Source organism: Gordonia sp. N1V (assembly GCF_029269935.1).
GTDB classification, from domain to species: domain Bacteria; phylum Actinomycetota; class Actinomycetes; order Mycobacteriales; family Mycobacteriaceae; genus Gordonia; species Gordonia polyisoprenivorans.
Genome location: NZ_JARJDD010000011.1, coordinates 20,535 through 36,360 on the forward strand (window position 1 = coordinate 20,535; position 15,826 = coordinate 36,360).

The following is a 15,826-nucleotide window of genomic DNA, read 5'->3' on the forward strand; positions in this document are numbered from 1 at the left end:
CCACCGGGCTCGCACATAGCGCACCTTGCGTCGGAGCGCACGCCCCGTGTCCACAGGCGGCGATCTGTCCACACCTGAGGAATTCGCTCATGCCATCGGCCCATCCGGGCACTTGACTGGGGAAAACCCCGTCGCCGAAAGGCCCCTGCGCATGCACGCTCCCCGATTCCACACCCCGCACCCGCCCATGGCACCCGCCACGTCGGCGGCCGGGATCCCAGCCGGTCACAGTCCCCGCCAACCGGCCACCAAAGTGTTGTTACGCGGCGCATGGATCGCCTGTGGCGCGGCCGGGGTCTGCTACCTCGTCGGTGGCGTCCTGTTCATGATTGGCGGCTTGGGCGGCCTCGACGCCGAGATCTCCGGCTCCGGCGGTCGGTGGTGGCGGCCGGTCCTGGTGCTGGCGGCCGTCCACGGGGTGCAAGCGGTCCTCGGCGCGTGGACATCGGTGGTGCTGGTGATCACGGCGTTCATCTCGCGACCCGCGCGACACCCGGCGAAGCCGGATCGAACGGCCCTCCACCACCCGACCGGACCGCTACCCGCGACGAGCGAATTCGTCGGCGCGGCGATCGCGAGTGGTGTGGTCACGATGCCCGTGCTGATACCGGGAGTGTGGTGGCTGCCGTTCTTCTTGTGACCCCCAAGCCCGTCGACCGGTGCCCTTTGGGTCACGAGCCTTGGGGTCACGAGCCGGCGAGCAACTCTCGGATCGCCGGCCGGAGTGCGCCGAGGAGAGCCGACGCGCCGATGGGGGCGCCGCGCGCCGCCAGCGCGGCGGCGCGCGCGTGGACCCGGGCGGCGGCGGCACCGGCCCAGATCGGCGGGAGCCCGGCCGCGAGCAGTGCTCCGGCGATCCCCGAGAGCACGTCTCCCGCGCCGGCGGTGGCCGCCCACGACGACCCGGCATCGTTCCCATGAACGACGCCGTCGGATTCGGCGACGAGAGTGATACGTCCCTTGAGGAGTACGGTCACCCCCCACCGCCGGGCCAGCGACGAGACCGCGCCGAGCCGGTCCGGGCCGACCGGTTCGCCGGTGAGACGGGCGAATTCGCCGGCGTGCGGGGTGAGCAGTGTCGGCGCGTCACGGCCGACGACGAGATCGTGGTGGTCGGCGACGAGGGTGAGCGCGTCGGCGTCGACGAGCACGGGCAGATCGGTGCCCAGCACGGTGCGCAGCACCTCGAGTGCGGCGGCGTCGGTGCCCGCTCCGGGCCCGATCACCCACGCCTGTACCCGGCCCGCATCGGAGAGATCCGGCACCGCAACCACTTCCGGGAAATGTTCGACGACTTCGGCGTGCGCGGAACCGACGTAGCGGGTCATGCCCGACGTGGCGGTGACGGCGGCGCCCGAGGCGAGGATGGCCGCGCCGGGATAGCGGTGCGAGCCGGCGATCACGCCGACGACCCCTTGGGTGTACTTGTCGTCGTGGGCGCCCGGAATCGGCCATGCCTCGGCGATCTCGGTGTCCGACAACGAGTACAGGAAGGGACCGCCCTGCCGGCCGATGGTTCCCGACAGCCCGATGTCCACCACATGGATGCGCCCGCACTGCGGTCCGGCGAGCAGGTGCGCGTGACGCAGCACGCCGAAGGTGACGGTGACATCGGCGCGCACCGCCGGGTGATGGACCTCGCCGGTGTCGGCGTCCACGCCGGAGGGCAGGTCGACCGCGACGACGGTCACACTCGGGTCGAGCGCCGCGAACACCTCGGCGGCGTTGCCGCGCAACGGACCTCGCCCACCGATGCCCACCACACCGTCGATGACGGCGTCGAGATCGACGGGCAGTGCCGCGACGACACGCCCACCGCGACGTCGCAGCGCGGCCAATCCGGCCGGGTGCGCCTTGTCGGGGGCGAGGAGCACGGCGGTCACGTCGACACCACGGCGAGCGAGCTCCGCTCCGGCGAACAGGGCGTCGCCACCGTTGTCACCGGCACCCACCACGAGCCCCACCCGGCGTCCGTAACATCCGCCCGTAGAAGCGAATTCGCCGATGACCACCTGCGCGACGCCGTGCGAGGCGCGGCGCATCAGGGTGCCGTCGGTCAGCAGGTGCCCGGTGGCGCGCTCGGCGGCCCGGACCTCCTCGGCGGTGAAGTGACTGACCGGCATGGGCGCGTCCCGGACCTACTCGACCGTGACCGACTTGGCCAGGTTACGAGGCTTGTCGACGTCGTAGCCACGGGCCTGCGCGACACTGGCGGCGAACACCTGCAACGGCACCGTCGACACCAGCGGCTGCAACAGCGTCGGCGTCTTGGGGATCGGGATGAAGTGATCGGCAACGGATTTCGCCGATGCGTCGTCGTCCTCGGCGATCACGATGGTGACTGCCCCGCGGGCCTGGATCTCCCGGATGTTGGAGACCATCTTCGAATGCAGGACCGCACGACCGTCGGGTGAGGGCATCACGACGATCACCGGCAAGCCGTCCTCGATGAGTGCGATCGGGCCGTGTTTGAGCTCGCCGGCCGCGAAACCCTCCGCGTGCATGTACGCGAGTTCCTTGAGTTTCAGCGCACCCTCGAGCGCCACCGGATACCCGACGTGACGGCCGATGAACAGCACCGTGTTGTGATGGGCCAGCGAGTGAGCGAGCTCGCGCACCGGTTCCATCGTGCCCAGGACGTCGCGGACCGCCTCGATCATGTGCTCCATCGCCGCGAACTCACGGGCGACCTCGTCGGCGTACTTGGTCCCGCGGGCCTGGGCCAGAGCCAGGCCGACCATGTAGGCCGCCGCGATCTGGGCGAGGAAACACTTGGTGGAGGCCACCCCGATCTCTGGTCCGGCGTGGGTGTAGAGCACGGCGTCGGACTCGCGCGGGATCTGCGCGCCGTTGGTGTTGCAGATCGCCAACACCCGGGCCTTCTGGTCCTTGGCGTGCCGGACGGCCTCGAGGGTGTCGGCGGTTTCGCCGGACTGCGAGATCGCCACGACCAGCGTCGAGCGATCCAGCACCGGGTCCCGATAACGGAACTCGCTGGCGAGTTCGACCTCGACGGGCAGTCGCGTCCAGTGCTCGATCGCGTACTTGGCCAGCATCCCGGCGTGGTAGGCCGTGCCGCAGGCCACGACGAAGACCTTGTCGACGTCACGCAGGTCCTGATCGGTGAGGCGTTGCTCGTCGAGGACGATGCGGCCCTCCTCGAGATGGCCGAGGAGGGTATCGGCCAGCGCGGCGGGCTGCTCGGCGATCTCCTTGAGCATGAAGAAGTCGTAGCCGCCCTTCTCGGCGGCGGCGAGGTCCCAGTCGATGTGGAACGGTTTACCCGCCCGGGGATTCTGGTCGAAGTCGGTGATGGCGTAGCTGTCGGCGGTGATCACCACGACCTCGTCCTGGCCGAGCTCCACCGCTTCGCGGGTGTGCTCGATGAACGCCGTCACGTCGGACGCGACGAACATCTCGCCGACACCCACGCCCACCACGAGCGGGGTCGAGCGGCGTGCCGCCACGATCGTGCCCGGATGATCGGAGTGGGTGAACACCAGCGTGAACGCACCTTCGAGACGGCGCAGGGCGCGGTAGGCACTCGCCACGAAGTCACCGGCGTCGGGGCCGTTCACATACTCGCGTTCGACGAGATGGACCGCGGTCTCGGTGTCGGTGTCGGAGGTGAACTCGATACCGTCGGCCTCGAGTTCGTCACGCAGCGGCGCGTAGTTCTCGATGATGCCGTTGTGCACCACGGCGAGCTTGCCGTCGGTGCTCGCGTGCGGGTGCGCGTTGCGGTCGGTCGGCTGACCATGGGTCGCCCACCTGGTGTGGCCCATCCCGGTGGTGCCCGACAGCTTCTCCCGCCCGACGCCGGCGATCACCTTGTCGAGGTTCTCCAGCCGTCCGGCCTTCTTCTCGATCGCGGTATGCCCGTGGCCGTCGAGAATTGCCACACCCGCCGAGTCGTAGCCGCGATACTCCATCCGCCGCAGCGCTTCGACCACGATGTCGAGGGCGTCACGCCCTCCCACATATCCGACGATTCCACACATAGAAGGTCAGGGTACCGGGATTCTGCGGGCGATCCGGCCACGCTGTTCGCGGGGCTTGGCGCCGAGCAGACGAGAGATGTGATCCAACTCGTGTTCGGGCTCGTCGGAGGGGTCGACAACCAGACTCTTGCCGATGACGGCCTGCGGGTCACCGAACCCGGCATAGTCGGTGTCGCCGGCAACGGTGTGCAGGAGGAATCCCGTCATCAGTGCGCGGACCTGCCGATGTGTGGTCTTGTCGGCCCCGTTCGCCCCGAGGATCGTCTTCCAGGTGCGGCGTTCGAGAAGCCCGCGACTGGTTGCGGCAGGCAGAGTGCGCAACACCACATCACCGCCGTACACGCGCGCGAGCGGACGGGCATTGGCGTCGAAGGTGTCGAGTTCGGTCCCGGCGGCCAGGATGAGCCCGGGCGCGGTGACGCGTGGCGCGGCGGCCGGCAGCAATGCGGTCGTCGGGGCGGGGAAGATCGCCACCACACCCGACGTCGGCACCGGTTCCTGACCCAGCAACAGCTCGTCGGAGGCGGCGAGCACCGCAGCCGCGGCGCCGAAGCCGTGTCCGGCGAACCCGACCTTCGCTGCGTCGACGGTGATCCCGCCGTCGCCGAGGGGCGCACTGCAGACCACACCAAGTGCCGAACGCATCTCGGCGGCAAGTCCCACATCCGAGGGCATCAGTCCGCGCTGCCCCTGTGGGAGTGCGACGACGAAACCCCACGAGGCCAGGTGGTAGGCCAGGTCCCGGTATCGGTTGCCGCCGGACAGCCAGGTGTGGCCGAACGCGATGGCCGGTAACCGGGTGCCGTCGGCGGGCGTGAACACCCGCCCCTCGATTCCGACGATGCCCAGATTGCCCGCGAGCACACGGTGCGGACCGCGCCTCGTCAACGCCTTGAATTGCTTGGCAGGTGGCTTGGACGGCTTGCTGGATCGCTTCTTGCCGGACACGGGAAACAGCCTATTCGGTTGCGGCCGCGCCGTGGGGACTGGCCTCGGCGATGTCGGCGGGCAGCAGGATCCGCGGCGTGGCGTTGTCGGCGGCATCGGCGGCGGTCTGCAGGTCGGTGCGCAGTTGCGACACCTCGGTGCGGTGTGCGTGCTGGTGATCGTCGAGTCGGGCAACCAGCGCCTGCTGCGTCTCGCTGAACTCGCGGGACGCGGCAGTCAGGCTCCCGATCGTCGATCGGGTGAGGTGTTCGATCTGCTCGGCCGCGTTCATTGATCACCTGCCAGAGCCAGATCCGACGCCGGGGCCCGCTGGGTCCCCGGATTCGGTGCAGGTGTCGGGGCCGACTGGGGCGCTGGGGCCGATTGCGGTGACGGGGCCGACTGCGGTGACGACGGCGATTCGGCCGGCGCCGGCTCGGGTCTCGGGGCGGGCTCGGGTCCCGGGGCCGGCTGGATACTCGAGCCGTTCTGACCCGTACCCGCCTCCTCTGCGGTGAGCGTGAACGGTACGTCGGGGCCGTCCGGGGCCGGATTCGACTTCGGTTCGACGGCGGGCGATCCGTCGGTCACCGTGACGTGCGCGGGTTGTCCGGCGGCCACGGGTCGCGCGGCGTCGGGCGTCGGTACCTTGCCCTCGACGGGGACATCGCCTCGCTCGTCCGGTGAACCGCCGTCACCATCCGGCACGCGCACCCGCGCCGGTGCCTCGGTGCGTTGAGTCAGATCCCACTCGTCGGCGGATCGGGTAAGGATCGACAGAATTGCCTGCACACCGCTTTGAGTGGCGTGTGCGGTCGTGGTCAGCAGCGCGATCCGGGAGGTGATGTCGGCGGCGACCACAGCGGGCGGGACACGACCGGTCAGCACCGCCGCGGGTAGCTCGGGCAATGGCACGCCTGCGACCAGCGGCGATGACAGCCGGGCCACCGTGCGATACCAGGTACGCAGGATCTGATCGATTCCCGCCGCTGCGGCGCTCGTCGCCTCCGCCACGGAGCGGACCACCGCCAGATCGGCCTCGGCGCGGCGTTGGTGTTCGATCACCAGGCCGACGGCAACGGCTCCGGCACCTGACGACCAGCCGTGGTCGAGACGTACCTGCTGCTCGGGCAGCCGGTGCATCTGGTCGGCGACGACCCGGTGCACGGCGGCCAGCCGGCGTGCGTCGGCGGCCAGCCCGGGGATGTCGAGCCGTCCGGTCCGCGCCAGTACTGCCCGGAGTTCATCGTCGGCGGGGACGGCCACCCCGACGACGCGGCCGGCACCGAGCACCGAGATCAGGTCCTCGACGCCCGCGATCGCCCGATCACGTAGCGCGACAAGTGTTTCCGACGGATCAGCCATCCGAATCAGCTCCCGCCACCGCGGCGGACACACCTCGCGCCGCCTCGTCGTCGGCGGCATCGATCGCGGCGAGTCCGCGCGTCAGGAGCTCTGCGAGCGCCGCGGCCGACTCCGACTGATCACGCAATCGTCCGGTCAGCACCCGGCTGATCTCGGTGAAGCGGCCGGCGAGCCGGGCGTGGTCGTCATCGTCGGCGGCCCAGGTGCCGAATCGGTGCTCGTCGAGGTCGCCCGCGGCCACCGCGAGTACCTGCGAGGTCTTGCGATAGAAGTCGGCGACGGCGAGCACCTCGTCGGTTTCCACCGACACCCCGGCCCTCGACGTCACCCCGGTCGCCTCCTCGGATGAGGCTGCCTCGTGCTTCATACCGACTCCCTCCCCTGCCCATCATCACTCGCCTCGAGATGTCCACCGTGAGGTTGGACGCACGCGACGTCCCCGTGGTTCCCCTCACGCCAGGTTCACCCAACTGACCCAAGTCTCACGTATCGGGCGCCGACGTGCGCGGCTTTCTTCTCCGGGCCGGTCGCGCCGTCAGAGGTCGATGCCGTGCGCGCGGACGGCGTCGCCGAGCGCGGTGGGCCGCTGCTCCGGCGGGAGGTCGTGCACGAGTTCGAAGGCGGCGCCGATCCGGCGGGCTCCGCCGTCGGCCTCCTCGCTGTCCCCGACCATCAGGCAGTCATAGCCCGCCACGCCGAGCGCATCGAGCGCGGCATGGAAGATCCGGGGATTGGGTTTGATCGCACCGACCTCGTAGGACAGCGCGTACGCGCCGACGGTGTCGGCGAGGTCGTGCAGCGCCAAGACTTTTCGGAGATCGAAGGCGATGTTGCTGACGACGCCCACGGGAATCCGCCGGGCGGACAGCGCGGTCAAGACCGCCGCGGTGTCGAGGAAGGGTACCCACGAGTGCGGGTCGAGTACCCGTTCGTACAGCGATTCCGCCTGGCCGGGCACGGTGAGCCCAGAAGTGCGCAGCATCGCCAGATACGCGCGCCGATGTTGGACGGGATCGAGATCTCGCTGCTCCCAGGCGATCCGGTCGTCGTCGATGATGTCGGCGGGCAATCCGACCGGCTGGGTCATCCGGCGCACCAACTCGGCCTGCGCGTCGACGTGCAGCGGCCGGCCCTGCTGGTCGTGGAGGTCGGCGAACCACTCGTCACGTGCCTCGAAGCGGAAGAGCGTGCCCGAGAAATCGAACAGGACAGCCTTTGGGACACCGCTCATGACCGTGTGTGCGTCACGCGCCGGCGGTCTCGACGACGTCGGCGACGCGCGCGGCGATCGTGTGTGCCAGATCCGGGGTCGGTGCCTCCACCATCACGCGAACCAACTGCTCGGTTCCGGACGGGCGCAACAGGATTCGACCTCCGTCACCGAGCTCGGCCGCTGCGGCCGAGACCGCCTCGGTGACGGCCGCCGCGGTGGCGACCGCATGCTTGTCGGTGACGCGCACGTTGATCAGTTCCTGCGGCAACACCGTCATGACGGCCGCGAGATCGGCCAGTCGCGAGGAGCTCTCGACCATCTCCGCCATCAGCAGCAGACCGGTGAGGATGCCGTCGCCTGTGGTGCCCGAGGCCGGGACAACGATGTGCCCGGATTGTTCGCCGCCGAGCGAGAAGCCACCGCGGCGGAGTTCCTCGAGGACGTAGCGGTCGCCGACAGCGGTGGTGCGCAACGTGATTCCCGCTTCCCGCATCGCGATGTGCAGGCCGAGGTTGCTCATCACCGTGGCGACGAGCACGCCCTCGTGCAGGCGTCCGTGGCGGTGCAGCGCGGCTGCGAGAATCGCCATGATGTGGTCGCCGTCGACGATCTGGCCGGTGGAATCGACCGCGAGACACCGATCGGCGTCACCGTCGTGGGCCAACCCGAGGTCGGCGCCGTGTTCGAGTACCGCGGCCTGCAACTTCCCCATGTGGGTCGAGCCGCAGTCCTCGTTGATGTTGATGCCGTCGGGGTCGGCGTGAATGGGGATGACCGTGGCCCCCGCGGCGGCGTAGACCTGCGGGGCGATGAGTGACGCTGCGCCGTTGGCGCAGTCGACCACCACGGTCAGCGAGTCGAGTCGCACATCGATCGCCTCGGCCAGATGCCGGGCATAACGCTGCGACGCATCGGGCGCGTCGGACAGTCGGCCGACGCCGGCACCGGTGGGACGGGGCAACTCGGTGTCCATCGCCGCGGCGATACGGTCCTCGATCTCGTCGTCGAGTTTGTGGCCACCGGCGCCGAAGAACTTGATCCCGTTGTCGGGCATCGCATTGTGCGACGCCGAAATCATCACGCCGAACGCCGCGCCGTAGTCGGCGGTGAGAAAAGCGATGGCCGGGGTGGGCAGGACGCCGACGCGGATCGCGTCGACACCCGAGGCGGCCAGCCCGGCGCAGACCGCGGCCTCCAGCATTTCGCCCGAGGCGCGCGGATCCCGGCCGACGACCGCGCGGGGTCGGGGGCCGGTACCGAGAACGAACGCGGCGGCCGAGGCCAGGCGCAACGCGAGCTCGGTGGTGAGCTCGGCGTTGGCCAGGCCTCGGACGCCGTCGGTTCCGAAAAGGCGTGCCAAGTCAGCGCTTGGAGTACTGCGACGCCTTGCGGGCCTTCTTCAGGCCGTACTTCTTGCGCTCGACCGCACGCGGGTCGCGCGTGAGGAAGCCGGCCTTCTTCAGGGCCGGACGATCCTCCGGGGTGACCTCGATGAGGGCACGGGCGATCGCCAGACGCAGCGCGCCGGCCTGGCCCGAGGGGCCGCCACCGACGAGCTTGGCGTAGATGTCGAACGACTCGGTGCGCTCTACGGTGACCAGCGGGGCCTTGATCAGCTGCTGGTGCACCTTGTTCGGGAAGTACTCCTCGATGGTGCGGCCGTTGAGGTGGAACTGACCGGAGCCGGGCACCAGGCGAACACGGACCACGGCCTCCTTGCGGCGACCGACGGTCTGGATCGGGCGGTCGATGACGACCGGGCCACGATCGAAGGCGGGCTCGGCGACGGCATCGGCGTCGTAGCCGTCGGCAGCCTGCTCGACCGACTCGACAGCCTCGACGGCGGCTTCGACGGCGCTCTCGGCAGCTGCGGTGTCGTCACCGGCGGCAGCCTGGACCTCGGCAGCGTTCTCCACGGCGGCCTCGACGGCCTCGTCGGAAATGTTCTCGTTGCTCACTGGGCCACCTGCTTGATCTCGAAGGGGACGGGGCGCTGGGCCGCGTGGGGGTGATTCGGGCCGGCGTAGACCTTCAGCTTGGACGCCATGGCGCGGCCGAGCTTGGTGTGCGGCAGCATGCCGGTGATGGCCTTCTCGACCACGCGCTCGGGGTGGCTCTCGAGCAACTCGGCAGTCGTCTGGACCTTGAGGCCACCGGGATGCCCGGAGTGCCGGTAGTTCAGCTTGCGCTCGGCCTTGTTGCTGGTCAGCGCGACCTTCTCGGCGTTGATGATGATGACGAAATCGCCACCGTCGACATGCGGGGCGTAGGTCGGCTTGTGCTTGCCGCGGAGCAGGTTCGCGCTCTGCACGGCCAGCCGGCCGAGCACCACGTCGGTGGCGTCGATGACATGCCACGCGTGGGTGATGTCACCGGCCTTCGGGGTGTAGGTAGGCACAGTTGGTCCTTCAACTCTTGTCATGGATGCTGGTCGGGCACGACGGCAGAGGATGTTCCGGCGACCAGTGGGGACCCGGGCCTCGACTACCTCCTCGCACCGCGCTCGATGAGCACGACGAGAAGGTGCCACGCACCAGCGATCCAGGCTACGCGAGAGCCCAGGTCAGGGTCAAAACACGCCTCACCCGCGCCGGCGGGGTACCCGTCGGCACCCGCAGGTCAGGCCGGGGCGATGCGCGCCGAGGCCACCGCCTGCGCGCATGGTTCGTCGACGGAGTCACCGCCGGTGCCGGCCTGGCATCCGACACTCACCTGTAGATCGTGCTCGACGAGCACGTACCAGCGGATCGGCGCACCCGATGCCGGGGCCTCGCGGTAGCTGATCACATCCCGCCCGGCGAAGCGGGTCGACGCGGAGAACTCACTGACCACGTCGTCGCCACGCTGGGCGATCCGATTGCGCAGGCTCAGCGCCACCGACGACGGCGTCGAGCCCGCCCGCACGGTGCTCTGGACCAGCAGGATGCGGCTACCGTCCTCGGGGGCGACGAACACGATGCGCGACTGCACCGACGAGGACGTCGCACCACTCGGCGCACTCTGCTCGGCCTGCTGCCAGTCGGTCGGGATCAGCAGACTCGTCCGCCCCTGGGTGACGCGGTGGTCGGCGGGCGCAGGTGGCCGGTCGTGTCGGGTCAACGCCACCGCGGCGACGACACCGACAACAAGCATGGCGACCGCCAATATCGCGCCGAGCACCTGCCATCGCGTCAGCTCCACACGCCGGCGCCCCGACGATGCGGCCACCCGCGCCTCGAGGTCGCCGAAATCCAGCGGCTCGAGGTGGGCGACGCGAGAACCCCAGCGGGCGATCAGTCGGCGATCGACCGACACGACCCGGCCGGCCACAGCGTGGTCGAGGATCAGGTCGACGGCCCGGCCCACCTCCGCCGGATCGTCACCGTCGACGTAGACCGCCTCGACGCCGTCGTCGATCGCCTCTTCGACCGCCGCGGCGTCGGCGGCCGTCGAGCCGGCCGGGCGGAGCACCGCGGAATCCTCGATCTCCCAGCCGGCGGCCCCGCGACGCAGACGCTGCACGCCCCAGCGCGGCGGCACCGGTTCGCAGTGGTGCGTGGGCCGGTGGGTGGTCTCGACGACGGCGCACCTGCTGACCGTCGCATCGGCATGGCTGCGGGCGACGAGGATCGCCCGGGGTACCAGCGTGATGTCCGGGCGCAGCGAGCCCGCGGCCCGGGTGAGCACCCCTCTACGTATGGCACCCCAGGTGCTGGGATGGCCGATGAGCAGGGGCCCGCGGTACCCGCCGATCATCTGCGCGAACACCTCACGCCAGCGTTGTTCGACGCCGATCCGGACCCCGCCTGCGACGATGACGTCCGCATCGATGGCCTCGAGGAGGTCGGTGACGTCCGGGCCGCCGACGGCACCGATCGTGGTGTGCCCGTAGGCGAGATCGATCACGAGCGGTCTCGCCGAGGTCGTCGTCGCGGCGCCCGGGATGCCCCGGTCGGTGGCCAGCATTCCCGTCATGCGGTGTCCGGACCGGTCGGGTCGGAGGTGGCGACCTGAATCATCTCCTGCGTGCGGGTGCGGGACACGAGTTCACCGCGGCCGGGCACCAACCGCTGCATGCGGTTTCGTCCGGTGATGTATCCCTCGTCGCGGTCACCACTCATCAGCAGCATGTCCGACGAGAGATCCTTGAGTCGCCCGATCACCGGGTCGAACAGCGCCCGCCCGAGTCCGCCGGAGCGACGCGCCAACACTATGTGCATACCGATGTCGCGGGCGTGGGATGCCAGATCGATCAAGGGCAACAACGGATTCCCCGACGAGGTGGCGACCATGTCGTAGTCGTCGACGACGATGTACACGTCCGGTCCCGACCACCAGCTGCGTGCCTTGAGCGCATCGACGGTCAGGTCGTCGGGTGGCAGGCGTTTGGTGAAGTACGCGGCGAGCTGGTGCATCATCTTCGTCGCGTTCTCCCCCGAACTTGCGTACCCGGCGAGATGATCACCGGTGATGATGCCGAGCATGGTGCGGCGGTAGTCGATCAACACGATCTTCACCTGATCCGGCGTGGCCCCGCCGACCAAACCGGAGACGATCGTTTTCAGCAGTGTGCTCTTGCCGTGCTCGACGTCGGCGAAGGCCATGAAATGGGGCTGCACACCGAAATCCAGGATGACCGGGGCGAGTTCGAGCTCCCCCACTCCGATGGCCACCTGGTGGGGACCGAGGACGATCTCGGCGTCGGCGACGAGCTCGGCAACGCGTGCCGCGGAGATCTCGGTGCCGAGCTTGCGCACCGGCAGTGCTCGCCGGTCGGGGTAGGCCAGCGAGATCGTGTCGAGGGCGAGTTGTCCGCCCATCGGCAATGTCGCCGGCGAGGGGTCGCCGTCGAGGCGCGGTAATGCCACCAGCAGATGCATACCGTCGGGGCTGAGTCCACGACCGGGCCGGTTGTGCGGCACCTGCGAGGCCGCTTTGCGTCCGAGCTCGGAATCCATGGCGTCACCGAGGCGTAGTTCGAGTCGACTGCCGATCAGGTCCCGCATCGCCGGGCGGACCTCGGCCCAGCGGGTGGCCGTCACGATCAGGTGGACGCCGTAGGAAAGCCCCTGGGAGACGATGATCCCGATCTGTTCTTCCAGGAACTCCATCTCCCCGCGCAACACGCCGACCCCGTCGAGAACCAGGAACACATCGCCGTGCGGGTCATCGGCGAGCGGATCGTCGGGCCCGGTGCGGCCGGTCCGCATCCAGTCCTGGCGCCGCGCACGGTAATCGGACATCGACTCGATACCGAGACGGGCGAACCGCAACTCCCGCGCCCGCACCACCGCGGTCACCTCGGCGACCGTGCGACGCACCGCGTCCATGTCGCCGCGGGTCGCGACCGAACCCACGTGGGGCAGGCCCGCGATACCGGCGAGGGAACCCCCACCGAAGTCCAGACAGTAGAACTGCACCTGTTCGGGGGTGTGGGTGGCGGCCGCGGCGACGATCAGCGTGCGTACCGCGGTCGACTTGCCGGTCTGGGGGCCGCCGACGACCGCGACGTTGCCTGCCGCACCGGACAGGTCCAGGACGTGCTGGTCACGGCGCTGATCGAAGGGGCGATCGATGATGCCGACCGGTACCCGCAGATCGCCGGGAGCCGACGGCGTCGAGAAGTCGCGGTCGCCGATCAACCCGTCGACGGTCGGCGACTCGTCGAGCGGTGGCAGCCAGACCTCGTGGGCGCTGGGCCCGGCACCGGCGATCCGTCCGACCAGGGTCTGCAGCAGGGACGGAACACTCACGGTTCCGGCGGTCACGCCCGCCGGCTCCGGTGGGGTGTCGGAGGTGGCGGTGGACGCAGGTGGGGTCGACGCAGCGGGGGCCGGCACGGAAGGGGGTGAGGAGGCGGGCGGCATCGCCGACAGCAGTGCGGCCGCCTGGTCGAGCACCGAGCCACCGGCACCAACGGACGCGGCGGGCGGCACCCGATTCGTCCCCGTCGTATCCAGGCCCGAGGCGTCGTCGGCGGCGTCGAACGGGACGGGCAGGGCGGTGAACATCTTCATCGCACCCCGTAACCCCGGCGCGTCACCGACCCCGGTTACGGTGTCTCGCACGTCGGCGGGCGGGTGATACGGACCCGAGACGTAGCAGGTGTTGAACCTGATCGGCTCGCCCGCATCGCATTTGAGGTATCCCGAACCGGGCACGCTGGGCAGATGGTACGCGTCGGGAACCCCGAGTACCGATCGGGATTCGTTCGCCGAGAACGTCTTCAGACCGATCCGATACGAGAGGTGGCTGTCGAGACCGCGCAACTTGCCCTCCTCGAGTCGTTGGGAGGCAAGCAGCAGATGAATGTGCAGCGACCGCCCGAGCCGTCCGATCGCGACGAACAGTTCGGCGAAATCCGGTTTCTGCGCCAGCAATTCGGAGAACTCGTCCACGACGATGAACAATGCCGGCAGGGGTTGCAACGGAGCGCCGGCGGCGCGGGCCTGTTCGTATTCGGTGACGTTGGCGAAGTTCCCGGCCGCGCGCAACACTTCTTGACGACGATTCAATTCCCCCGACAGCGCATCCTTCATCCGGTCGACCATCGCCAATTCCTGCTCGAGGTTGGTGATCAAGGCCGCCACATGGGGGCTGCGTTCGAGCCCGAGGAAGGTGGCGCCGCCCTTGAAGTCGACGAGGACCAGATTGAGCTCGGCGGGTGAGTGGGTGGCCAGCATCGCCACCACGAGCGTGCGCAGGAATTCCGACTTTCCCGAACCGGTTGCGCCGATGCACAACCCGTGCGGACCGGTGCCGCCGTGCGCGCTCTCCTTGATGTCGAGTTCGACTGTCCCACCCGATGGTGTGTAGCCGATCGGAACGCGCAAGCGGTCACGCCCGGTGCGCCCTCGCCAGTGCACCGCCGTGTCGAAGCGGGACACGTCGTCGATGCCCAGTAACGCCGGTAGTCCGGGGTCGAGGGCGGTGGCCTCGGAATCGAGACTGGCCAGGGAGGCCGCCGTCGCCAACCGATAGCGAGCCAGCCGTCGGGCCATGGCCTCGCATTCGGCGATACCCAACGCATCCATCGTCGCGAAATCCTCGGTGCCATAGGCACTTCTCGCCGACACAGTGCCGTCGGAGACCACCAGCTGCAGTCCGCGTCTGGCGGCGAGCCCGTCGGGCGGTGCGGTCAGATCGAGTACGGTGACGCCCTCCATCCCGGCGTCGTTGACGAGCCGCTCGGCTCCGGTCACCCTGCCGTCGTCGATGATCACCACCAGGTGCACCCGACCGGGAGTCGGCGGCGCCGACCGGGAGAACCGGCCGCGGTCGGCCAGTTCGGTGGCGAGCGCGGTCTCCAGGTCCGCCAATGTCGGGAAGATCATCCGCATCGGTCCGACGGCATCGGCCAGCGAGGGATGCCCGACGTGCGGCAGCCATTTCGCCCAGTCCCAGGCCTCACCGGCCGGGTCTGCGGTCACCACGGCCACCCGGAGATGGTCCGGCCCGTGGAAGGCACACAACTCGATGACCATGGCGCGCAGCAGTTCTCGGGTCTCCTGACGCACACCCTCGATGTTGATGGCCGGAAAGCCCCGCAATGACACCGCGGTCGGCAGTCGGTGCACCACCGAATGCGTCCGGACGAATCGCCGCAGCGCGACCATCGACACCGGCTCGAGATCCTCCAGCGGCCCGGTCTCCGGCGGCACCAGACGGGTGGCCAATCGCTGCGTACCCAGACCGACCCGCACATGCGCGAAATCGTTGTCGGCCGGTCGCCGCTCCCACATCCGGCGCGTCCCGATCAGATCGGGAATGCTGCGCGGATCGGGATGGCTCCAGGCCAACGCCGCACGCTGTGCACCACTGGTGTCGCCGACCTGCGTGCGCAGGCCGGCGAGGTAGCGGAAGTAGTCCTTGCGTTCCTCGTTGAGTTCGGCGGCCTTCTTGCCGCCCCCACGACCTCCCGCTGCGAACATGCCGAACATCGACATCAGCATCATCAGGGGGAACATCATGAACAGCGGATTGGTCAGGATGTTGCGACCCCCGGTCGCGAACATCATCGCCAACATGCCGATGACCGCGACCACCATGATCACCGGCAGCAACTTCAGCAACATCCCGCCCGGAACCACCCGCGGCACATCCGGGGGCGGCTGGATGTTCAGTTCACCACCGGGCGCACGTGGTGGCGTGATCCGTGGCCGCCGCACGAAACCATCGGTTGTGCTCACCTGTCCCCCTCGTCCCCTCTACCTCGCCCCTCGCGCGTTGTCCCCCGTCGACTCACCGAGACGTTCCGTACACCGTGTTATCCACCGGAACGAATAGGACATCTCACCCAAAGCCGAACGTGTGGTTATGGTAACTGCGAATCAAGGGGGAG

The 15,826-nt window shown here is 69.2% G+C and carries 13 protein-coding genes; 1 reads left to right on the top strand and 12 read right to left on the bottom strand.

The features are described from left to right. Positions 1-151: 151 nt before the first annotated feature. Positions 152-640, top strand: coding sequence for a hypothetical protein (locus P3L18_RS15325; RefSeq protein ID WP_043456370.1), 489 nt, complete (start codon positions 152-154; stop codon positions 638-640). Positions 641-686: 46 nt separating this feature from the next. On the opposite strand, the gene P3L18_RS15330 is transcribed toward P3L18_RS15325, so the two are convergent. The 12 genes from P3L18_RS15330 to eccCa all read right to left on the bottom strand — a co-directional run bounded on the left by P3L18_RS15330 (position 687) and on the right by eccCa (position 15,674). Further along, positions 687-2,123 carry an NAD(P)H-hydrate dehydratase gene (locus P3L18_RS15330; protein WP_276114533.1) on the bottom strand — a complete coding sequence of 479 codons (1,437 nt, stop codon included), beginning with the start codon at positions 2,121-2,123 and terminating at the stop codon, positions 687-689. A gap of 15 nt (positions 2,124-2,138) precedes the next feature. Beyond that, positions 2,139-4,001, bottom strand: coding sequence for a glutamine--fructose-6-phosphate transaminase (isomerizing) (glmS, locus tag P3L18_RS15335; protein ID WP_006372224.1), 1,863 nt, complete (start codon positions 3,999-4,001; stop codon positions 2,139-2,141). A 6-nt stretch (positions 4,002-4,007) separates the two neighbouring features. Beyond that, positions 4,008-4,949 carry a hypothetical protein gene (locus P3L18_RS15340; RefSeq protein ID WP_014359472.1) on the bottom strand — a complete coding sequence of 314 codons (942 nt, stop codon included), beginning with the start codon at positions 4,947-4,949 and terminating at the stop codon, positions 4,008-4,010. A gap of 10 nt (positions 4,950-4,959) precedes the next feature. Next, positions 4,960-5,220, bottom strand: a complete 261-nt coding sequence (locus tag P3L18_RS15345; RefSeq protein ID WP_014359471.1) for a hypothetical protein — start codon at positions 5,218-5,220, stop codon at positions 4,960-4,962. Continuing rightward, positions 5,217-6,293: a hypothetical protein gene (locus P3L18_RS15350; RefSeq protein WP_276114534.1), complete on the bottom strand. Its 1,077-nt coding sequence runs from the start codon at positions 6,291-6,293 to the stop codon at positions 5,217-5,219. Before P3L18_RS15350 ends, P3L18_RS15345 begins: the two co-directional genes overlap by 4 nt. Beyond that, on the bottom strand, positions 6,286-6,660 hold the full coding sequence (locus P3L18_RS15355) for a hypothetical protein (protein WP_006372228.1): 375 nt from the start codon (positions 6,658-6,660) through the stop codon (positions 6,286-6,288). The genes P3L18_RS15350 and P3L18_RS15355 overlap by 8 nt, the downstream gene beginning before the upstream one ends. Positions 6,661-6,828: 168 nt before the next feature. Next, entirely contained in the window at positions 6,829-7,524 is a 696-nt protein-coding gene (locus P3L18_RS15360; protein ID WP_006372229.1) for an HAD-IA family hydrolase, read from the bottom strand. A 13-nt stretch (positions 7,525-7,537) separates the two neighbouring features. Then, the gene (glmM, locus tag P3L18_RS15365; RefSeq protein WP_006372230.1) at positions 7,538-8,866 is read right to left on the bottom strand and encodes a phosphoglucosamine mutase; all 1,329 of its coding nucleotides are present in this window, start codon (positions 8,864-8,866) and stop codon (positions 7,538-7,540) included. Position 8,867: 1 nt separating this feature from the next. After that, positions 8,868-9,464 (bottom strand): 30S ribosomal protein S9, encoded by a 597-nt coding sequence (gene rpsI / locus P3L18_RS15370; protein WP_276114535.1) that lies wholly within the window; start codon positions 9,462-9,464, stop codon positions 8,868-8,870. Further along, entirely contained in the window at positions 9,461-9,904 is a 444-nt protein-coding gene (rplM, locus tag P3L18_RS15375; RefSeq protein WP_006372232.1) for a 50S ribosomal protein L13, read from the bottom strand. The genes rpsI and rplM overlap by 4 nt, the downstream gene beginning before the upstream one ends. 221 nt (positions 9,905-10,125) lie before the next feature. Then, positions 10,126-11,460, bottom strand: coding sequence for a type VII secretion-associated protein (locus P3L18_RS15380; RefSeq protein ID WP_276114536.1), 1,335 nt, complete (start codon positions 11,458-11,460; stop codon positions 10,126-10,128). Beyond that, entirely contained in the window at positions 11,457-15,674 is a 4,218-nt protein-coding gene (gene eccCa, locus P3L18_RS15385; protein WP_276114537.1) for a type VII secretion protein EccCa, read from the bottom strand. The genes P3L18_RS15380 and eccCa overlap by 4 nt, the downstream gene beginning before the upstream one ends. Positions 15,675-15,826 lie beyond the last annotated feature (152 nt).